Source organism: Nonomuraea bangladeshensis (assembly GCF_039529455.1).
GTDB classification, from domain to species: Bacteria; Actinomycetota; Actinomycetes; order Streptosporangiales; family Streptosporangiaceae; genus Nonomuraea; species Nonomuraea bangladeshensis.
In genome coordinates this window covers 583178-603141 of the sequence record NZ_BAAAMV010000003.1, presented here as the reverse complement: position 1 = coordinate 603141, position 19964 = coordinate 583178, and the positions used below count along the sequence as shown (strand labels likewise).

Sequence of the window (19964 nt, the reverse complement as noted above, 5' to 3'; positions counted from 1 at the left end):
GGAGGAGGAGGCATGCGACCGTCCCTGACAGGCTCGCTGGTCTCGGCGGGAGCCGCGACGGCCCTGGTCACGGGCCTGGCGGTGGCGCCGCCCGACGCCGTGCAGGGCGAGGTCCAGCGCCTCATGTACGTGCACGTGCCCGCCGCGTGGACGGCCTACCTGTGCTTCACCGCGGTCTTCGCCGCCGGGCTGCTGCGGCTGCGGCGCCCCAGGCCGGAGCTGGACCGGATCGGCAGGGCCGCGGCCGAGGTCGGCGCCGGCGTCACCGCCCTCGCCATCGCGCTCGGCATGGTGTGGGGGCGGCCGGTCTGGGGCGTGTGGTGGACCTGGGACCCGCGGCTGACCACGACGGCGCTGATGCTCGCCGCGTACGTCGCGTACCTGCTGGCCGGGCGGCTCGCGGGCGGCCGGGCCGCGGCGCTCGCCGGCTGCGCCGGGTTCCTGACCGTGCCGCTCGCGCACGGCTCGGTCCTGTGGTGGCGGGCGCTGCACCAGCCGCCGACCGTGCTCAGCCCGGAAGGGCGGCTCCCGATCGCGGCGCCCATGCTGGCCGCGCTGATCCTGGCGACGGCGGCGTTCACCGCGCTGGCGGCCTGGGTGGTCGCGCGCCGCGTCCGCTCGCTCGCCGCCGCTCCCCCGCCGTCGCTCCCCGCCGCGCCCGTGCCCGCGGGAGCCGCGCGATGAGCGGCTGGCTCTGGGTCGCCGCCGGCTACCTGCTCACCGTGGCCACCTGGGCGGGTTACGTCGTGTGGTCGGGGCGCACCCCGTCATGAGGAGGCTGCTGATCGCCGCCGTGGCGGTGGTGGCCGGGGGCGTGCTCGTCTTCCAGGCGCTGGGCGAAGGGGCCGTCTACTACCGCACGCCGCAGGAGCTCGCCCAGGACCCGCCGGAGCCGGGCGCCCGGCTGCGGGTCGGCGGGCTGGTCGTCGCCGGCAGCGTGCACGCCATGCCCCACGGCGTCGCCTTCACGCTCACCGACGGCGTACGGAACCTGCCCGTGCGGCACACCGGCGAGGTCTCCCCGGTCTTCGCGGGCGGTCAGGGGGCGGTCGTCGAGGGCCGCATGGACGGCGGGGTGCTCCTGTCGGACCGGCTGATGGTCAAGCACTCCAACGAGTACCGGCCGCCGGTCGCGAGCACCCGCGTCGGCCTCACCGAATGGGCCGTGACCGTAGGCGACCCCGTGCTGCGGCCCGGACCGGTGACGCTGGAGGTGACCAACGCCGGGTCCACCGCGCACGACCTCATCGTGACCGGCATCGGCGTGTCGGCGCACACGCCGGTGCTGGCCCCGGGGCAGACGGCGACGCTGCGGCTCGACGCCCCGTCCGGCGCGCTGCTGACCCTCGTGTGCGGCGTCACCGGCCACGAGACGCTGGGCATGACCGGCACGCTCCGCGTCGCCGACCTCTAGGCTCGCGTGCGACGCCGGCCTCTAGGCCCGCATGCGACGCCGGCCTCTAGGCCCGCGGCCGGCGGCGGCCTCTAGGCTCGCGTCCGGCGCCGGCCGCCAGGCTCGCGGGCGTCCCCGGCCGGGCCCTTGGCGAACCTGGTCAGCAGGTTGAGCGTGGCACGCCGGGTGAAGGCGGCGGCCGCCCGCGTCACGCCGTGGCCGCACGCCGCGCCCTTCATCCCGCACACCCAGCGCATCGTGCCGGAGGCGAACACGCCGGCGCCGCTGGGGGCGACGTAGTAGGTGCTGTTGCTCACGGTGGCCCGGCCGCCGCAGTCGACCGGCGACTCGGCCAGCACCTCGACGTCGGGCGAGCCGGCCGACACCTTGTCGGTCTCCACGCCCGCCAGGCCGGGGAAGACCCTGCCCCTGGTCCCCGCGAAGATCCAGTGGCCCGGCCTGGTCACCCGGTAGGCCGCCTCGGCGGGGAAGCAGTCGTACATCTGCCCGACCAGCGCGCTCTCCGGCTTCGACTGCCGCCAGAGCGGACACTGGGTCTCCTTGTCGCACCTGACCGTCCTGCCGGACAGCCCGATCCGCCAGTAGACCGCGTTGGCCCCGAGGAAGGCCAGGTTCACGCCCTCGTCGCGGGCCCGGGTGACGACCTTCCGCATCTCCGGCGACCAGTACTCGTCGTGCCCCAGCGACACCACGGCCCGGGCGCCGCGCAGCGCGCCGGGCCGCAGGTCGAGGCTGGTCAGATAGGCCAGCGGCAGGCCGCTCTGCTCGGCCAGCCGGATGGCGTTCCACTCGAAGTCGAGGAAGAGCCGGGCGCCCGAGCCGTCGTAGGGGCGGTCGAAGGTGACCGCGCGTGAGCGGTCGGCGAAGCCGCCGGGGCCCATGTAGAGGCTGCGGCCGCCCCACAGGTTGTACGCCTGCCAGGTGGTGACCGCGTTGACGAGCACGACACGGCCCTCCGTCGAGGCCGAGCGCACGGTGATCGGGACGTACCGCTGGCCGCCCGTGGAGGCGTCCAGCCGTATCAGGTAGGCGCCCTCGGCCCAGCCGGTGGTGTCGACGGTGAGCGAGGGCGTCCAGTGGGCGGCGGTCACCGTGCGGGCGACGGTCCGCGCCCGCGGCTGCCGCTTCCCGTCGGCCGGCGCGGAGCGCCAGACCCGTACCGGCCGGGCGCCCATCCGGAACGCCGACGCGGTGAAGCGCGGCGCGGTGGTGGAGACGAGCAGCCGGAACCGCTCACCCGGCAGCACGCTGACGCGGTCGGCGTAGCCCTCGATCTCGTGCTCGCCGCCGCGCTTCGTGATGCGCCAGGGCACCGGCCCGGCGGGCGGCGCCTGCGCCGGCGCGGGGCTCTCGGGAGCCGCCCGTTCGGGAGCGGCGGGCCCGGGGGCCACGGGAGCGGGGACGGAGCAGCCTGCGGCGGCGAGCAGGACCAGGGCGGCGAGGACGTGACGCATGATCACATGCTCACGCCCGGTCCCCTCCGGGCGCCGGCCTTTGGCCGAGTGCTTACCGAGGTCCGCAGAAAGCCTCGGTCTTCAGCTTCAGGCCGGGGATGAATGCGGTCCCCCCTTCAGGGGATGGCCCCCCGTAGGCGGGGCAGCGCGGAGCGTGGACCTGGAACCTCAGGTGGGGCGGCGCTGCTGTTCGATATACGCCTTGATGATCGATAGTGGCGCTCCGCCCCAGGAAGCGGCGAAGTAGCTGGGTGACCAGAAGGGGCCGTGCGTGATGGCGGGGTTGACCTGGCCGGTGAACTCCTTGCGCAGGTAGTGCGAGGAGACGCCTTTCAACGAGTTGACGAGTTTGCTGATCGCGACCTTGGGCGGGTAGTGGATGAGCAGGTGGACGTGGTCGTGTTCGCCGTTGAACTCGCGGAGTTCGGCCTCGAAACTGTCGCACACCTCGATCATGATGTCTTCGCAGCGGCGCAGCATCGCGTCGTCGAACACGTTTCCGCGATATTTGGTGACAAAGACCAGATGGACGTGCAGCGTGGAAACCACGTGTCTGCCTCGCCGGTATTCCACATCCTGGCTCATAGACCGGGCGATAATGTGTTCGGGTCGGTGAGTCGTGAGCGTCCCGTGGAAGAGGGGGTGTCGCGCATGCTGGCGGGCCGGAAGTACCGCCTGGAGTTCGACTTCGGGCAGCGGGCGTTCGCCGAAAGGCTGGGCGGAATCTGCCGGGCCGTGTGGAACACCGGTCTCGAACAACGGCGGGAATACCGGCGACGCGGGCAGTGGATCACCTATGCCGAGCAGTGCAGGCAACTCGCCGACGCCAAGAAGGACCCGTACTGCGGCTGGCTCGCCGACGCCCCCGCCCAGGTGATCCAGCAGACCCTCAAAGACCTGGACCAGGCGTGCCGCAAGCATGGCGCCTGGACGGTGCACTGGAAGTCGAAGGCGAAGTGGCGGCCCTCGTTCCGGTTCCCCACCGCCAGGCACCTTCCCGTGGAGCGGATTAACCGCAAGTGGGGGCGAGTCTTCCTGCCCAAGTTCGGGTGGACGCGGTTTCGCATGTCGCGCCCGCTCGGGGGAAGCGTCAAGTCCGCGACCGTGTCCCGGGACGGCAGACACTGGTTCATCAGCTTCCTGCTCGACGATGGGATCGCCGAGCGTGAGGAACACCCCTGCCCGCAATGGGTGGGCGTGGACCGGGGGCTGGTCACGGCCGCCGTGACCTCGGACGGGGAGTTCTTCGACCGCCGCCACGCCGGAAGCGACGGTGTCTCCTCCAGGCAGCCGCCACCCGAGACGGAACAGGACCGAACCGACGACCTCGGGTATCTCACGCCCGGCGAAGCGGAACGGTATCTACGGCTGCAACGCCGGCTCGCCCGCACGAAGAAGGGGTCGAAGCGGCGCAAGGCGGTCACGGCCGCGATGAGTGAGATCATGCGGCGAGTCCGGTGGCGGCGCGCCGACTTCAACGCCCAAGCCGCGCACCGGCTCACCCGTATGTACGGGCATGTGGTGATCGAAGACCTGAACACCAAGGGCATGAGCGCGGCCGCCAAGCCCAAGCCCGACCCCGGCCGGCCGGGCAGGTTCCTGCGCAACGGCGCGGCAGCCAAGTCCGGGCTCAACAAGGCGATTCTCGACAAGGGCTGGTACGGCCTGGAAGTCGCTCTGCGCTCCAAGGCGCGCTACACCGGCAGCGTCATCCATAAGATCAACCCCGCGTACACGTCCCAGACGTGCCCGCAACCCGCGTGCGCGAAGGTGGACGAGAAGAGCCGCAAGAGCCAAGCGATCTTCTCCTGCACTTCTTGCGGGCACACCGAGCACGCCGACATCGTCGGGGCCAAGAACATCAAGAGCAAAGGACAGGCGGCCGGGCTGGTCGTCTCAGGGCGTGGAGACCCACCCGGGTCCGTGAAACGTCAAGCACCCCGTTCCACAGCACGGGCCGCGCAAGCGGCACGAGCTGCCGCATAGCGGCACGGGAATCCCCGTCCCTTCAGGGCGGGGAGCAGGTCAATTGTTCCGGCACTCGCCCCCGCGCCCCCCCGATCTGCCTGGTCAGGCCGTCTCGCCGGCCGCCGCCAGGTATCCCGCCAGCATCGCCAGGCCCACGTCGCGGACCGCGTCGTCGCCCGGCAGGAAGTCGGAGCCGTGCAGGCGGGCGCCGCCGCCGTCGTCCACGCCGACGAACATCATCAGCCCCGGCAGCACCGCCGACAGGTACGAGAAGTCGTCGGCCCCGAACGACCACATCGGCCGGGCGGGTTCGAGCCCGAGCGCGGTCAGGTTCGCGCCGGCCAGGGCGGCGAGCGCGGGGTCGTTGTGCAGGATCGGCTCGCCGTGGGTGATGGTGACCGTGGCCTCGCAGCCGTGGGCGCGGGCCACGAGCTCGGCCACCTCGCGCAGGCGGGCGTGGACGCGCTCGCGTACCGGGTCGCTCAGGGACCTGAGCGTGCCGCTGGCGGAGGCGGAGTCGGGGACGACGTTGGGCGCGCTCCCGGCGGCGAGGGTGGAGACGCCGAGCACGGCCGAGCTGGTCGGGTCGACGTCGCGGCTGACCACCCGCTGGAGGCCGACGATGACGTGGGCGAGGGCGAGCACGGGGTCGCTGGTCAGGTGCGGATAGGCGGCGTGGCCGCCGCGGCCCCGTACGACGACGGTGAACTCGTCGGCGGCGGCGTTCACCGTGCCGGGGGTGGCGGCGACCGTCCCCGCGGGGAGCGTGGGCTGGACATGCGCGCCGATGACGGCGGTGAGCTCCTGCCCGGCCAGCAGCGGCGATTCGGCGATGTCGCGCGCCCCCGAGGGATAGGTCTCCTCGCGGGGTTGCAGCACCGCCACCAGCGGCACCGCGTCGCCGGTGGCCGCGACCGCGCGGGCGAGCGCGACCAGCGCGGCGAGGTGCACGTCGTGCCCGCACGCGTGCATGCGGCCGGGGGTGCCGGACGCCCAGGCGACGCCGGTCCGCTCGGTCACGGCGAGCGCGTCGAGCTCGGCGCGGACGCCGATGGCGGGGCCCGGTCCGCCGACGCGGACGAGTGCGCCGGTCCCCGCCACCAGGTGCGCCTCGTCGCCGGGCAGCTCGGCGAGCACGAGGTCGCGGGTGGGGCCCTCCTCACCGGACAGGTCGGGGGCGGCGTGCAGTCTGCGGCGCAGCTCGCCGGCCGCGGGCAGCTCCTTCTCCAGTGCGGTCAGCAGGCGGGCCGCCAGGCTCGTGCTCACGCGGCGCCCTCCAGGCGGTACACGCGCAGCGCGTTGTCCGCGCCGATCATGCGGGCCACCCGTACGGCGTCGCGCTCGCTCCACTCCCCGGCGTCGATCCAGTGCCGCAGGGCCCGGCCGAGGCCGCGGCGGAAGAGGTGGGCGCCCAGGAAGTGCAGCTCGGCGGGGCCCCAGGCGTCGGACGAGAACAGGGTCTTGGCGAACGGGGCCAGCTCCAGCGACTCGGCGATCAGCTCGGCCGAGCGGCTGCCGGTGTAGTTCACGCCGAGCCCGACGTCGAAGTAGACGTGCGGGAACACCTGCGCGAGGTAGCCGGCGTTGCGGTGGTACGGGTAGCAGTGCAGCAGCAGCACGTCCATGCCGGTCGGCTCGACCAGCTTGAGCCACCGGGTGAGCAGCAGCGGGTCGCACAGGTGCAGCTCGACGTCGGGGTCGCCGTACCCGGCGTGCAGTTGCAGCGGCAGGCCGCGCTCGGCCGCCGCCCACAGGCCGAGGCGCAGCAGGACGGGGTCGCTCACCCGCCACTTCCCTGTCCGTTCGGCGTCGGCGAGCCAGCGGCCCGCCGCCGCGACGGCCTCGCGGTCGCCGGGCGGGGCGGGGTCGAAGGCGAAGCCGTGCCGGTAGGCGACGATGCTCTTGAGCCCGACGGCGTGCTCCGTACGGCGGCGCAGCTCCTCGCGGAAGCGGCCGGGCAGGTCGGCGGCGGCGACGCCGGACGCCGCGACGTCCTCCATCACCCGTTCGACCCGGACCACCTCGTGGGCGGGCCGGCCGGACACGGCCGTCATCCCGGCGGGGCTGAGCACGTCGTCCCCCCGGTAGCCGGTCTCGACCAGGTAGCGGCCGATGCCGCTCGCGGTGAGCAGCAGCCGGTTGACCTCGGCCGCGCCGAGCTCGGCGCGGCGGGACATGTACTCCTCGGGGGAGGCGTGCGCGGGCAGCCCGAGCACGGGCGCGCACCAGCGGCGGATGGCGAAGCCGATCTGGGAGTCGAACTGCGTCATGAACGCGGGGATCGGGCGGTCCGACTCGGTCACCAGCGTCTCGAACACGTCCCGGCCGAGATCGTCGGCGGAGGCTCCGTGCACGTGGTGGTCGACCAGGGGGAGGGCGCCGAGTTCGGTCTCCAGCGCGGCGTCCGGGGTCTCAGTAGACATCGGCGACCTTCCTGCAGAGCTCGTGGGAGGGCAGGCCCGCGACGTGGTCCAGCTCGGTCCGCTTCACGGTGAGGAAGGTGTGCAGCAGCTCGGGCGGGAACCAGCCGCGCGCCACCTCGTCGGCTTCGAGCGCGGCGAGCGCCTCCGGCAGCGACGCGGGCAGCGGGGGCTCGCCGGCCAGGTCGGCCTCGCTGCTGGACTCGGGCCAGACCCGGGCGGGCTCGCCCGCCGCCAGCCCGGCCAGCCCCGCGCGGACGAGGACGCCCAGGACCAGCCACGGGTTGGCGGTGGCGTCCGCGGCCCGGTACTCCAGGTGGAGCTGGGCGGCGGGGTCGGCGTCGCCGATCGCCACGGTGGGCGCGATGCGCAGCAGCGCCTCGCGGTTGCGCTCGGCGAGGAACACCCCGCCGGAGCTCCACCGGTGCGGGGTGAGCCGGATGGAGGAGGAAGGGCTGGGCGCGGTGACGGCCACGACCGCGCCGGCGTGCTCCAGGACGCCGGCGGCGAACGCGGCGGCCACGGCCGACAGCCTGCCGGGGGCGTCGGCGTCGTACATGACGGGGCCGCCGCCGTCCGCCCGCCGCAGCGAGAAGTGCACGTGGACGCCGTTGCCGACGGACTCCGGGTCGGCGATCGGCGCGAACGTGGCCCGGTGGCCGCGCCTGCGGGCGAGGTCGCGGACGAGCTCGCGGAGGAGCACGGCGCGGTCGGCGGCGACCAGGCCGGATGCGGGCCGGAGGGTGATCTCGAACTGGCCGGGGCCGTACTCGGGCAGCCAGGTCTCCGGCTCCAGCCCGGCGCCCTCCAGCAGCGTGACCAGGTCGGTGCCGAAGGGCTCGGCGCGGCGGGCGCGCTGGAAGGAGAACGGCGGGTCGTCACCGGGCTCGCCCCCTTCGAGCATGAACTCGTGCTCGAAGGAGGCGTGGATCTCCAGCCCGGCGCGTTCGCGCAGGTCGTCGAGTGCGGCGCGGAGGAAACCGCGCGGGCAGCCTGGCCAGGGGGAGCCGTCGAGGCCGGTCTGGTCGGCGAGGTAGAGCCGGGCGCCGGGCGTCCCCTCGTCGGCCGGCAGGTCGATCGCGGTGGCGGGGTCGGGCATCAGCCGCAGGTCGCCGACCGAGCCGAACACGTTGCCGTCCGCGAGGTCGCCGAAGCAGTTCAGCGCCAGGTTGGCCGGAACCCAGCCGACTCCGCCGCGAAGCGTCTGTTCCAGCCTCGACACGGGCGCGGCCCGGCCGCGGACCTGCGCCGCGAGGTCGCAGGTCGCCACGAAGACGGTCCCGGTGGTCATCGCACTCTCCTCCCAGTCCGGTCGGCACGCCCGCGACCGGCTGCCCAAATGAAACATTTGATGCAAATCTCTGGTCAAGAGGGCGAGATGAAATTTATCATGCACGTTACTCACCGCGGCCGGAGAAAAAGCGCAGGTCAAGGCGTTCTCCGCCGCCGAACGGAAGGGCAGCCATGGCCAGAACCTCCTCCCCGGACGGGCTTTCCGGCGCCGTCGCCCTCGTCACCGGAGGCGCCCAGGGCATCGGCAGGGGCATCGCCGAGGCGTTCCGCGACGCGGGCGCGACGGTCGTCGTCGCCGACCTGGACGCCGAGCGGGCCGCCGAGGTCGTGGCGGGCCCCGGCCGGATGTCGGCGCTCCGCCTCGACGTCCGCGACCCGGCCTCCGTGGAGGAGGCGTTCCGCCGTGCCGCCGAGCGGCACGGCCGCCTCGACATCCTGGTCAACTGCGCCGGACGCTACCCCAACACGCCCCTGCTGGACATGCCGCTCGCCGAGTGGGACGACGTCTACGCGATCAACGTGCGCGGCGTGATGCTGACCTCGCAGGCGTTCGCCAGGCTGCCCGGCGGGGACGGCCGCCGGATCATCACCGTCTCGTCGGCGGCGGCCAGGTCCGCCCGGGTGGGCGCGTCCCACTACTGCTCGTCGAAGGCGGCCGTGGAGATGCTCACCAAGGTGCTGGCGCTCGAACTGGCGCCGCTCGGCGTCACGGTGAACGCGGTCGCCCCCGGCCTCATCGAGGTGCCCGCCACGGCGGACCTGGCCCCCGAGTACGTGGCCACCCTGGTCGCCGGGCAGCCGGTGCACCGCATGGGCACGCCGGCCGAGATCGCCCGCGCCTGTCTCTTCCTGGCCCATCCGGACGCGTCGTTCGTCACGGGGAGTGTTCTCGACGTGGACGGCGGTTTCCTGGCGGGAACGGCCCTGCCGCCGAGCTGATCCGCGTTTCGCCTGATCACCGGCACGCTCTTCCCATCCGGCTAAGTAACGAATATTTTACAGACCTACTCTTTACCGGCATATGCAACGTACATTTCACTTCGATTGGTGACGTACCGTCGCCGCCCCCCGATCGCGCAGAGAGGCTTCACCGTGGCCCGTCTCCCCTTCGGCCGACCCCGGACCCGCCGCCGGGCCGTCGCCGCCATCGCACTGGCCGGCGCCCTGACCGCCGCCACCGCCTGTTCCTCGTCCACCACCCCCTCCGAGGGCGCCGCGCCCGAGGGCGGCGGCGAGGAGATCCAGATCGGTCTGCTCGCCCCGCTCACCGGCGGGTCCGCCGCGGACGGCAAGGGCATGCAGCAGGGCGCCGAGCTGGCGATCAAGCAGCTCAACGAGCGCGGCGGCGTGGCCGGCCACACGTTCAAGCTCAAGACGGTCGACGTGCAGGGCCAGTCGAACGACGCGGTCACCAAGGGCGTGCAGACCCTGACCGACGACGACTCGGTCAAGGCGGTCGTCACCGGCTACGCCTCGACCTCCAACTTCGAGATCGACGAGTTCGCGGCGGCCGAGAAGCTCTACCTGATCGGCGGCAACACCGCGCAGACCCAGGCCATCATCGAGAAGGACCCGGCCAAGTACCCGACCGTCTGGTCCATCACCCCCAACTACGACGCCTACGGCACCGAGCCGGTCGCGCTCGCCGAGAAGTGGGCGGAAGAGGGCCTGTGGAAGCCGCGCAACAAGTCGGTCTTCGTGGTCCGCTCCGACAACCCCTACAGCGAGGGCATCGCCGACGGCCTGGTCAAGACCTTCACCTCCAAGGGCTGGACCATCGCCGGGGAGGAGAAGGTGCCCTTCGGCGCGGTCAACGACTGGGGCACCATCATCGGCAAGATCCGTGACGCCGACCCCGACTTCATCGTCAACACCGACTACCAGGTCTCCAACGAGGCCAGCTTCATGCAGCAGTTCCTGCAGAACCCCACCCAGTCGCTGGTGTTCATGCAGTACGGGCCGAACCAGCCGCAGTTCTTCGAGCTGACCAAGGACAAGGCCGAGGGCGTGCTGTTCAACAACCTCGCCGGGCTGGTGCCCGCCGCGAACTACGCGCCCGCCGCCCAGCTCACCGCCGACTGGAAGGCCGCGTACGGGACCGACAACGTGGACCCGCAGGGCGTCATGACCTACGTCGAGATCATGATCTACGCGGAGGCGCTCAAGCAGGTCGGCGACCCCGACGACGTGCTCGGGATCAGCTCGGCCATCAGCAAGATCGACACCGAGCAGGCGTCCGGCCGGATCGTCTTCGACCAGGCCACCCACCTCGCCAAGCAGGGCGACGACTACGTGCCGCTGCAGTCGTTCCAGTTCCAGGACCAGAAGCGGGTGCTGATCGCCCCCGAGAAGTACAAGTCGGGCACCTTCCGGCTGCCGCCGTGGATGGCCAAGGGCTGACCCGCGATGACGAACCCCCTCACCCTGCCGCCGGGCAAGCGCATGGCCGTGGCGCTGACGTTCGACTTCGACGCCCACTCGCCGTGGATGGGGACGCTCGGGCGGACCTCGCCTTCGTACCTGTCGCGCGGCGACTTCGGCGCCGAGCAGGGCGTGCCCCGGCTGCTCGAACTGCTGGGCCGCCACGACGTGCCCGCCACCTGGGCGACGCCCGGCCATGACCTGGTGACGTTCCCGCACCGCATCGAGCAGATCCTCCAGGCGGGGCACGAGATCGCCGCGCACGGCTGCTACCACGAGGTGGTGCCGAGCCTCGGCGCCGACGAGGAACGCCGGCTCATGGAGGTGGCGCTGCGCCAGCACGAGCAGGTGGTCGGCCGGCGTCCGCGCGGCTACCGCTCCCCCGCGTGGGACTTCTCCGAGACCACGCTGGACCTGCTGGAGGAGTTCGGCTTCGACTGGGACAGCTCGCTGATGGGCCGCGAGTTCGAGCTTTACCGGCCGCGCCGGGTCACCGTGAACTACGAGTCGGCCAACGAGTTCGGGCCGGAGAGCCCGATCATCGAGATCCCCGTCTCGTGGTACCTCGACGACTGGCCCGCGGTCGAGTACGTGGCGGGCGTGTCCGCGCTCGGCTCGCACCGGGCGATGGAAGACCGCTGGAACGTCATCTTCGACTACGCCTACGAGCGGGTGCCCGGCGCGGTGTACGTGCTCACCATGCATCCGCAGACCATCGGCCGCGCCCACCACCTGCTCGTGCTGGAGGGGCTGCTGGAGCGGATGGCGGACAAGGGCGACGTCTGGTTCGCGACCCTGAGCGAGATCGCCGATGCCTGGCAGGGCTGACGCCGGACTCGTCACCGCGCCTGACCCACGGGCGGCCGAGGCCGGCGCGGCGATGCTGCGCGCCGGCGGCAGCGCCGTGGACGCCGCGGTGGCCACGGCCTTCGCCACCGGCGTGGTCGAGCCGTTCATGAGCGGGATCGGCGGCGGCGCGTGGCTCGTGATCCGCGAGCCGGGCGCGCCCACCGCCACCACCGTGTCCGGTCCGATCCGCGCGCCCGCGCTGGCCACGCCCGACATGTTCCCGCTGGTCCCGTCGGGGCCCGGGACCGGCCTGTACGGCTGGCCCGCCGTCCGGGACGACGCCAACATCGTCGGCCCGCTGTCGGTGGGCGTGCCCGGCGCGGTCGCCGCGCTCTGCCACGCCCACGCCCGCTTCGGACGGCTGCCGCTCGCCCAGGTGCTGGCCCCCGCGATCGAGCTGGCCGAGGACGGCCACGAGACGAACTGGTTCGCCTCGGCGGCGATCTGCTCCGACGCCCGCACCCTGCGCCGGTTCCCCTCCAGCGCCGAGCTGTTCCTGCCGGACGGCCTGCCGCTGCGCGGCCCGTCACTGGGGCCGGGCGACCGGCTCGTCCAGCCGAGGCTGGCCCGGGTGCTGCGCGAGATCGCCGCCGGCGGCCCGGACGCCTTCTACCGGGGCCGGGCCGCCCGGGCCATCGCCGCGACGCTCGCCGCCGCGGGCGGCCTCCTGCGCGAGCCCGACCTCGCCGGCTACCAGGCGGAAGAACGCCAGGTGGCCCCGATCGACATCGGCACGGTCGTGGCCGGCGGGATCGGGGCGGGCGCGACCGGAGCCGGCGGGATCGGGGCCGGTGCGATCGGGGCCGGTGGGATCGGGGCCGGTGGGCTGCGTCTCTTCGGGCCGGTGGCGACCGGGATGATCACTGTGGCGGAGGCGCTGCAGCTCGCCGACGCCGCGCGCCGCCGCGGTCTCCCTCCGGGACCGGCGTTGTGGGCGCGCGTGCTGTCGCACGCCATGGACGACCGCCTCCGCGAGGTCACCACGGACGAGTCCGCGCCGTGGACCAGGCTGGCCACCGCCGGACACGCCGCCGAGATCGTGGACGGCTGGCTCGCCGGCCGCGACCCCGGCCCCCGCGAGAACGCCGGCCCGCCCAAGGCGGGCTGCACCTCCCACATGTCGGCCGTGGACGCCGACGGCATGACGGTGGCGCTCACCCAGACGGTGCTGGACCTGTTCGGCTCGCGGATCGTCGAGCCCGCGACCGGCATCCTGCTCAACGACGGGATGATGTACTTCGACCCCCGCCCCGGCCAGGTGACCAGCGTCGCCCCCGGCGCTGCCGGGCTCAGCGCGGTCAGCCCGCTGATCCTGGAGGGTCCCGGCGGCGCCGAGGCCACGCTGGGCGCGTCGGGCGGGCGGCGCATCATCTCGGCGATCGCCCAGATCACCGCCCGCTGGCACGACGGCGAAGGCGTCCAGGACGCGATCTCCGCGCCGCGCCTGCACGCGGAGGGCCGCCGGGTCTGGCTGGACCGGCGCGAAGAGGCCGCCGCAGGCGAGCTGGCCGCCGCCGGGTTCGACGTCCAGATCGTCACCGAGGAACCCACCACCTGGCACTTCGCCCGCCCGAACGGCATCGCCCGCCGGGCCGGCGGCCCGTGGACGGCGGGCGTCGACCTCATGAAGCCGTACGGCGTGGGCGTGCCCACCCCATGATCATCAGCGATTTCGAGAAAGGCAACGCGATGGCGACCACTTTGGCAGGGCGGCGCGCCCTGGTCACCGGCGCCGCGAGCGGCATCGGCGCGGCCATCGCCCGCAGGCTGCTCCAGGAGGGGGCGCGGGTGATGATCGCCGACGTCGACGCCGTTCGCGGCGCCCGTACGGCCCGCGACCTGTCCGCCGCCTTCCAGGAGGCGGACGTGTCGGACGAAGGCTCCGTGACGGCGCTGTTCGACCGGGTGACGGACGAGTTCGGCGGCCTGGACGTGCTGGTGAACAACGCCGGCGTGGCCGAGAGCGGCGGCGGCGTCATCGGCGTGCCCGTCGCCGAGTGGCGGCGGGTGCTGGACGTCAACGTCACCGGCACGTTCCTCTGCTCCCGGGCGGCGTTCCCGCTGCTGGCCGCGGCCGGTGGCGGCGCGATCGTCAACCTGTCGTCCATCTTCGGCGTCACGGGACTGCCCGCCTTCCCCGCCTACTCGGCGGCGAAGGGCGCGATCGCCAACCTGACCAGGCAGCTCGCCGTCGAGGGCGGCCCGCTCGGCATCCGGGTGAACGCCGTGCTGCCCGGCTACGTCGACAACGACATGGGTCGCTCCCGCGACCTGCTCGACGCCGACGACGCGGCCGAGGCGCTGCGGCAGCGCGAGGCGGCGGCGGCCAGGCAGCCGATCGGGCGGCAGTGCTCTCCGGACGAGATCGCGACCGCGGTCGCCTTCCTGACCGACCCGCGCTCCTCGTTCGTCACCGGGACGCTGCTGCCGGTGGACGGCGGCTTCCTGGCGCAGGGCGACTGGCGCGGGCCCGGGGGGCCGGCATGACGGCCGACGCTCCCGTGCTGCTCGCCGCGAGGGAGGTGAGCAAGTCGTTCGGCAGCCTCAAGGCGGTGGACCGGGTCTCCCTGGAGGTGCGCCGGGGCGAGGTGTTCGGCCTGGCGGGCCCGAACGGCGCCGGCAAGAGCACGCTGTTCAACCTGCTGACCGGCATCCCCATCCGGCCCGACTCGGGCGAGGTCGTCTTCGACGGGCGGGAGGTCCAGAACCGTTCGCCCCGCCTGATCGCCAAGGCGGGGCTGAAGCGCACCTTCCAGACCGAGGCCGTCTTCGACTCGCTGAGCGTGATGGAGAACCTGCGGGTCAGCTCCGCGTACGGAGGGGCCGGCCGTGCCGTACGCCCCGACGCGGCCCGCTGCCGCGAGGTCCTCGACGTCGTGGAGCTCGGCGGCGACCCGGAACGGCCCGCGGACGGCCTGTCGCTCATCGACCGCAAGCGGCTGATGATCGCCTGCGCGTTGGTGAGCCGTCCGTCGCTGCTGCTGCTCGACGAGCCCGCCGCCGGTCTCGACCCGGCCGACCAGGACGCCCTGATCCGGCTCCTCGGCCGCATCGCGGGCTCCGGCGTGACCATGGTGATCATCGAGCACGTGCTGTCGGTGCTGGAGGCCCTGGCCGGCCGCATGGCGGTGCTGGACAGCGGCCGGATCATCGCCACCGGCGTCCCGGCCGAGGTCCTGTCGGACCCCAAGGTCGTGGAAGCCTACCTGGGACCGGGAGCCGCCCGATGAGCGACCTGCTGACCGTCGAGAACCTGACCGCCGGCTACGGCCAGGCCGGAGTGCTGCGCGGCATCTCGCTGCGCGTCGGCGAGAACGAGGCCGTCGGCCTGCTCGGCCCCAACGGCCACGGCAAGACGACGCTGCTGCGCTGCGTGTCCAACCTGCACCGGCCCACGTCCGGCACGATCACCTTCGCGGGCCGCCCCACCGCCGGCCGCTCGCCGCGCGACCTGGTGAGGAGCGGGCTGGTCCACGTGCCGCAGGGCTCGCGGCTGTTCCCGCAGCTCACCGTCGAGGAGGCGCTGCGGCTGTCGGCCGCCTCCAGCGGGCATGCCGGCTCCTGGCGGGACGGCATCGACCGGGTCTACTCGGTCTTCCCCCGGCTCAAGGAGCGCCGCCGCCAGCTCACCGGCACGCTGAGCGGCGGGGAGCGCCAGATGGCCAGCCTCGGCATGGGCCTCATGGCCCAGCCCACGCTGCTCATCCTCGACGAGCCCACCCTGGGCCTGTCGCCGAAGGTCAAGCACGAGCTGAGCGAGTGCATCGTCCGCGTCCGCGCCGAGGTGTCGTCGATCATCCTGGTCGACGGCGATATGGAGCTGGTGCTCGATCTGACCGACCGCTACCACGTCGTCCTGCACGGCGACGTCGTGGACAGCGGCGCGTCGGACGACGAGCGCAGCCGCGACGAGATGATGTCGCTCTTTCTGGGAGGAGCCGCGGATGAGCGGCATTAGCGTCATCGCCACCAGCACGCTCGTGCTGGGCGGCCTCTACCTGCTCATGGCGGCGGGCCTGACCCTGATCTGGTCCACGCTGCGGGTCTTCAACTTCGGGCACGGCGCGCTGCTGATGTTCGGCGCCTACCTGACCTGGACGCTGCTCAACACGACCGGGCTGCCCCTGGTCGTCTCGCTCGCCGGGGCCGTCGTGGCGATGGCGGCGCTGGGGGCGGTGTACGAGTTCCTGCTGGTCAGCCCGTTCATCAAGCGCCCCAACGGGGACATGCTGGTGATGGTGGCCACGCTCGCGGCGACGATGCTGCTGCAGTCCGGCGCCCAGCTCATCTGGGGGCCGGAGCTCAAGCAGCTCCCGCCGTTCGGCGGGGCGCGGGTGGACGTGGCCGGCTCCGTCGTCCAGGGCACCCAGCTCGTCACGATCGTGCTGGCCCCGCTCCTGGTCGGCCTGCTCGCGCTGGTGCTGAGGCGCAGCAGCATCGGGCTGACCGTGCGCGCACTCGAACAGAACCGCGAGCACGCCCAGTTGCTGGGCATCGCGCCGCGCCGGGTCTACCTGTTCGTGGTCATGGTCGCGGTCGGGCTGGCCACCGTGGCCGGGGCGCTGCTCGGCAGCATGCAGTTCATGTCCCCGGCCATGGGGAGCGACCCGCTGCTGCGCGCGTTCGTGGTCCTCGCCTTCGGCGGCGCGGGCAGCCTCGCAGGGACCATCGCCGGCGCGTACGCCATCGGCCTGCTGGAGGCGGTCACCACGTACTACTTCGGCCTGTCCTGGAGCCCCGTGCTGGTGTTCCTCGCGATGATCGTGATCATGCTGGTCAAGCCGGAAGGGCTGCTGCACACGCGGGTGAGGAGCGCGTGATGGCGAAGCTCGGGACGCGGGCCGGCTGGCCCGCCTACGCGATCGTGCTGGCGATCCTGCCGCTGGTCATCACCGATCCGCACGGCAGGCTGCTGCTGATCCTCATCACCATGTACGGCGTGCTCGCGCTGAGCTGGAACCTCACGCTCGGCTTCGCGGGCATCTTCAACTTCGCGCAGATCGGCTTCTTCGGCATCGGCGCCTACACGACCGGCATCCTCGTCACCCGCACCGGCGTCGAGCCCTGGCTGGCCCTGCCCGTCTCCGGGGTGTCGGCGGCGCTCGCGTCGCTGGTGGCGTTCCTGCCGGTGCTGCGGCTGCGCGGCATCTACGTGGGCCTGGCCACGTACGTGTTCTCGCAGCTGTGCATCTACCTGGTGCTCGGGCAGGCGGGCCTGACCGGCGGCTCCAACGGCATCGTCGGCATCCCCCGGCTGTCCCTGGGCGAGCTGAACCTGCGCGCCGACGGGCGGATCGGCTACTACTTCCTCGGCGCGGCGCTGCTGTTCGCGGTCACCCTGCTGGTAAGGGTCCTGACCAGGTCCACGCTCGGCAGGTCGCTGCTCGCGATCAGGGACAACGAGGCACTGGCCACCAGCCGGGGCATCTCCCGCGTCCGGCAGCACCTGATCGTGTTCATGGTCGGCGCGGCCGTCGCGGGCGTGGCGGGCAGCTTCAACGCCTTCCTCAACGGCGTGGTCAGCACCGACATCTTCGGCTTCGGCTACCTCACCCTGCTGCTCAGCATGATCTTCCTGGGCGGCAGCGGCAGCGTCTACGGGCCGATCGCCGGGGCCGTGGTCGTCACGGTCGTCTCGGACGCGCTCCAGGACGCCGGGCCGTGGCGGGACGTCGTGATCGCCGCGCTCATCCTCGTCGTGCTGTGGACCGCGCCCAAGGGCCTTGCGGGCATCGCCCGCTCCGCCGTCACCGCGCTGCGCGAACGGCGCGGCCGTGCCGACCGCTCTCCGTCCGCATCCGATCCCATCACCCACGCGAAGGAGCTCTCATGACGAACACCGGCGACCCGCGGGACGCGGTCATCGACGAGGTGGACCGGCTCGCCGAGCGCATGGTGTCCAGCCTGTCCGACGCCATCGCGGTGCCCAGCGTCAACCCGCGCTACCCCGGCCAGGAGTACGACAAGATCGTCGGCGCGGAGAGCGACGTCAGCGCGCTGCTGGCCGACCTCTACGCCGAGGCGGGCGCGGACGTCACCAAGGTCACCGCCGAGCCCCGCCGCGACAACGTGGTCGGCGTCGTCGCGGGCGCGGGCGGCGGGCGGTCGCTGCTGCTCAACGGGCACGTGGACGTGGTGCCGGAGGGCCGGCTCGACCGGTGGCGCGGCAACCCGTTCCAGGCCGTCGTCACCGACGACAAGGTGGTCGGGCGCGGCGCGACCGACATGAAGGGCGGCCTGATCGCCGCCGCCTACGCCGCCGTGGCGCTGCGCCGGGCCGGGGTGCGCCTCGCGGGCGACCTGGTCCTGCAGGGCGTCGTCGGCGAGGAGGTCGGCGACCACGAGGCCGGCACCACGGCCGTGCTGGAGGCCGGGTTCACCGCCGACGCGGCCATCGTCTGCGAGCCGTCCGGGCAGGCGGGCACCCTGCCGGCGCAGGTCCCGGTCACCCCCGGCCTGCTGTGGTTCAGCATCTCGCTGGAGGGCAAGACCGCCCATTCCGGGCTGCGCGGCATGACCGTGCACCCCACGCTCGAAGGCGACGCGCTCGGCGTGAACACCGTCGACAAGTTCTGGGTCGTCTACCAGGCGCTGCGCGCCCTGGAGGACGAGTGGGCCAGGCACAACCGGCACCCGCTCTTCCCGCCCGGCTACTTCAACCTGCTCCCCGGCGTGCTGCGGGCGAACCCGTCCGGGATTCTCGTGCCGTTCTTCCTGGCCGACGAGCTGACCGTCGAGTACTGCGTCTACCACCACCCCGACCGGTCCAACGAGGAGGTCATCGCCGAGATCGAGGGGCGCGTCCTCGCGGCCTGCGCCGCCGACCCGTGGCTGCGCGAGCACCCGCCGGTCTTCGCGTGGAAGCTGCTGTGGCCGCCGTACTCGCTGCCCGACGACGCCCCGCTCAACGCGGTGGTGGCGGGCGCGCACGCCGCCGCGGCCGGCGGCGTGGCGCCGCAGCGGGCCGGGTTCATGGGCGTGTGCGACCTGACGTGGATGGACCGCAAGGGCCTCGGCGGCCTGGTCTACGGCCCCGGCGTCGGTTTCACGGCGCACGCCGAGAACGAGTACGTCGAGATCGCCCAGCTCGTCCAGTCGGCCAAGACGTACGCGCTCACCGCGATCGACTGGTGCGGGCTCACGGACGGTGCGTGAACCGCGTACGCTTTTGCGGCGCGCCGCCCATCGGCGGGCGGCGTGCCGTCTCTTCCCCCAGGAGGCAGGGTGACATCCGGCGTGCCCGAGTCCCGCACCGTCGCGGCGCAGCTCCGCGAGGTGCTGCCCCAGCTTCCGAAGGCCGAGCAGCGGGTGGCCCGCGCCCTCCTCGCCGGCTACCCCACGGCGGGCCTCGAACCGCTCGCGATCGTCGCCGGGCTCGCCCAGACCAGCGCCGCGACCGTGCTGCGGCTGGCCTACCGGCTCGGCTTCGAGGGCTATCCCGAGCTGCAGCAGGCGATCAAGCGCGAGACCCAGCAGCGCTACACCTCACCGCTGGCGCAGTACGGCACCCCGCAGGAGGACTCCGACGGCGTGCTGGGCCGGTCCGGCCGGGTCCTGCTCGAAGCGACCGCCGCGACCTTCGAGCAACTGCCGGAGGGCGAGCTGCTCAAGGCCGCCGGGCTGCTGGCCGACCCCGCCCGGCGCGTGTGGGCGCTCGGCGGGCGGTTCAGCACGATCCTCGCCCAATACCTGATCGCCCATCTCCAGCAGCTGCGGCCGGGCACGGCCCACCTGGCGGGCTCGACCGCCGACCACGCTGCCCACCTGCTCGACATGGGCCGTAAGGACGTGCTCGTCCTGTTCGACTACCGCCGCTACCAGCAGGAGAGCATCGCCTTCGCCAACGCCGCGGCGGCCCGCAACGTCAAGATCGTGCTGCTGACGGACCCGTGGCTGTCCCCGGCCGCCGCGGTGGCCGACGTGGTGCTGCCCGCCCAGGTGCGCTCACCGTCGCCGTTCGACTCGCTCACCCCGGCCGTGGCGCTGCTGGAGACGCTGATCGCGGCGGTGGTGGAGGAGCTGGGCGAGGTGGGGCGGGCCCGCGTGGCCGAGTACGACCAGCTGGCCGACGGCGTCCTCCGCGAGGACGACCGCCGGGCCCCGTCCGCCGAGCGCTCCCGCAGGTCACAGAGAGCACGCTGACCA

General features: G+C 73.0%; 19 protein-coding genes. 14 read left to right on the top strand and 5 right to left on the bottom strand.

The window, feature by feature from the left end:
• Positions 1 to 12: 12 nt before the first annotated feature.
• Positions 13 to 684 carry a cytochrome c biogenesis protein CcsA gene (gene ccsA / locus ABD292_RS10615; protein WP_344206917.1) on the top strand — a complete coding sequence of 224 codons (672 nt, stop codon included), beginning with the start codon at positions 13 to 15 and terminating at the stop codon, positions 682 to 684.
• A gap of 85 nt (positions 685 to 769) precedes the next feature.
• A complete protein-coding gene (locus tag ABD292_RS10610; RefSeq protein WP_344206916.1) occupies positions 770 to 1414 on the top strand; it encodes a cytochrome c maturation protein CcmE domain-containing protein in 645 nt (214 codons plus the stop codon).
• A 71-nt stretch (positions 1415 to 1485) separates the two neighbouring features.
• Here the strand turns inward: ABD292_RS10610 and ABD292_RS10605 are convergent, their stop codons facing one another.
• Together ABD292_RS10605 and tnpA are read right to left on the bottom strand one after the other, a co-directional pair.
• Positions 1486 to 2868: a N,N-dimethylformamidase beta subunit family domain-containing protein gene (locus tag ABD292_RS10605; RefSeq protein ID WP_344206915.1), complete on the bottom strand. Its 1383-nt coding sequence runs from the start codon at positions 2866 to 2868 to the stop codon at positions 1486 to 1488.
• Positions 2869 to 3036: 168 nt separating this feature from the next.
• The gene (gene tnpA, locus ABD292_RS10600; protein ID WP_344206914.1) at positions 3037 to 3453 is read right to left on the bottom strand and encodes an IS200/IS605 family transposase; all 417 of its coding nucleotides are present in this window, start codon (positions 3451 to 3453) and stop codon (positions 3037 to 3039) included.
• A gap of 66 nt (positions 3454 to 3519) precedes the next feature.
• Here tnpA and ABD292_RS10595 point away from each other — a divergent pair, with 66 nt between their 5' ends.
• On the top strand, positions 3520 to 4854 hold the full coding sequence (locus ABD292_RS10595; protein WP_344207152.1) for an RNA-guided endonuclease InsQ/TnpB family protein: 1335 nt from the start codon (positions 3520 to 3522) through the stop codon (positions 4852 to 4854).
• 84 nt (positions 4855 to 4938) lie between these two features.
• Here the strand turns inward: ABD292_RS10595 and ABD292_RS10590 are convergent, their stop codons facing one another.
• From ABD292_RS10590 to ABD292_RS10580, 3 genes are read right to left on the bottom strand one after another with little or no spacing between them, the layout of a single operon-like run.
• On the bottom strand, positions 4939 to 6102 hold the full coding sequence (locus ABD292_RS10590; RefSeq protein WP_344206913.1) for a M20 metallopeptidase family protein: 1164 nt from the start codon (positions 6100 to 6102) through the stop codon (positions 4939 to 4941).
• A complete protein-coding gene (locus tag ABD292_RS10585) occupies positions 6099 to 7259 on the bottom strand; it encodes an amidohydrolase family protein (protein WP_344206912.1) in 1161 nt (386 codons plus the stop codon). Before ABD292_RS10585 ends, ABD292_RS10590 begins: the two co-directional genes overlap by 4 nt.
• Positions 7249 to 8547 carry a glutamine synthetase family protein gene (locus ABD292_RS10580; protein ID WP_344206911.1) on the bottom strand — a complete coding sequence of 433 codons (1299 nt, stop codon included), beginning with the start codon at positions 8545 to 8547 and terminating at the stop codon, positions 7249 to 7251. The genes ABD292_RS10585 and ABD292_RS10580 overlap by 11 nt, the downstream gene beginning before the upstream one ends.
• Before the next feature lie 173 nt (positions 8548 to 8720).
• Here ABD292_RS10580 and ABD292_RS10575 point away from each other — a divergent pair, with 173 nt between their 5' ends.
• From ABD292_RS10575 to ABD292_RS10525, 11 genes are all read left to right on the top strand, one after another.
• Positions 8721 to 9488 (top strand): SDR family NAD(P)-dependent oxidoreductase, encoded by a 768-nt coding sequence (locus ABD292_RS10575; protein WP_344206910.1) that lies wholly within the window; start codon positions 8721 to 8723, stop codon positions 9486 to 9488.
• Positions 9489 to 9641: 153 nt separating this feature from the next.
• Positions 9642 to 10949: an ABC transporter substrate-binding protein gene (locus tag ABD292_RS10570; protein ID WP_344206909.1), complete on the top strand. Its 1308-nt coding sequence runs from the start codon at positions 9642 to 9644 to the stop codon at positions 10947 to 10949.
• Positions 10950 to 10955: 6 nt separating this feature from the next.
• Positions 10956 to 11798 carry a polysaccharide deacetylase family protein gene (locus ABD292_RS10565; protein WP_344206908.1) on the top strand — a complete coding sequence of 281 codons (843 nt, stop codon included), beginning with the start codon at positions 10956 to 10958 and terminating at the stop codon, positions 11796 to 11798.
• Positions 11782 to 13479 (top strand): gamma-glutamyltransferase, encoded by a 1698-nt coding sequence (locus ABD292_RS10560; protein ID WP_344206907.1) that lies wholly within the window; start codon positions 11782 to 11784, stop codon positions 13477 to 13479. Before ABD292_RS10565 ends, ABD292_RS10560 begins: the two co-directional genes overlap by 17 nt.
• Positions 13476 to 14306, top strand: a complete 831-nt coding sequence (locus ABD292_RS10555) for an SDR family NAD(P)-dependent oxidoreductase (protein WP_344206906.1) — start codon at positions 13476 to 13478, stop codon at positions 14304 to 14306. The genes ABD292_RS10560 and ABD292_RS10555 overlap by 4 nt, the downstream gene beginning before the upstream one ends.
• Positions 14303 to 15049, top strand: a complete 747-nt coding sequence (locus ABD292_RS10550) for an ABC transporter ATP-binding protein (RefSeq protein WP_344206905.1) — start codon at positions 14303 to 14305, stop codon at positions 15047 to 15049. Before ABD292_RS10555 ends, ABD292_RS10550 begins: the two co-directional genes overlap by 4 nt.
• Entirely contained in the window at positions 15046 to 15777 is a 732-nt protein-coding gene (locus tag ABD292_RS10545; protein WP_344206904.1) for an ABC transporter ATP-binding protein, read from the top strand. The genes ABD292_RS10550 and ABD292_RS10545 overlap by 4 nt, the downstream gene beginning before the upstream one ends.
• Positions 15764 to 16639 (top strand): branched-chain amino acid ABC transporter permease, encoded by an 876-nt coding sequence (locus ABD292_RS10540; RefSeq protein ID WP_329591560.1) that lies wholly within the window; start codon positions 15764 to 15766, stop codon positions 16637 to 16639. Before ABD292_RS10545 ends, ABD292_RS10540 begins: the two co-directional genes overlap by 14 nt.
• On the top strand, positions 16639 to 17652 hold the full coding sequence (locus tag ABD292_RS10535) for a branched-chain amino acid ABC transporter permease (RefSeq protein ID WP_344206903.1): 1014 nt from the start codon (positions 16639 to 16641) through the stop codon (positions 17650 to 17652). Before ABD292_RS10540 ends, ABD292_RS10535 begins: the two co-directional genes overlap by 1 nt.
• Positions 17649 to 18974, top strand: coding sequence for an ArgE/DapE family deacylase (locus tag ABD292_RS10530; RefSeq protein WP_344206902.1), 1326 nt, complete (start codon positions 17649 to 17651; stop codon positions 18972 to 18974). Before ABD292_RS10535 ends, ABD292_RS10530 begins: the two co-directional genes overlap by 4 nt.
• 69 nt (positions 18975 to 19043) lie before the next feature.
• Positions 19044 to 19961, top strand: a complete 918-nt coding sequence (locus ABD292_RS10525; RefSeq protein WP_344206901.1) for a MurR/RpiR family transcriptional regulator — start codon at positions 19044 to 19046, stop codon at positions 19959 to 19961.
• Positions 19962 to 19964: the final 3 nt, after the last annotated feature.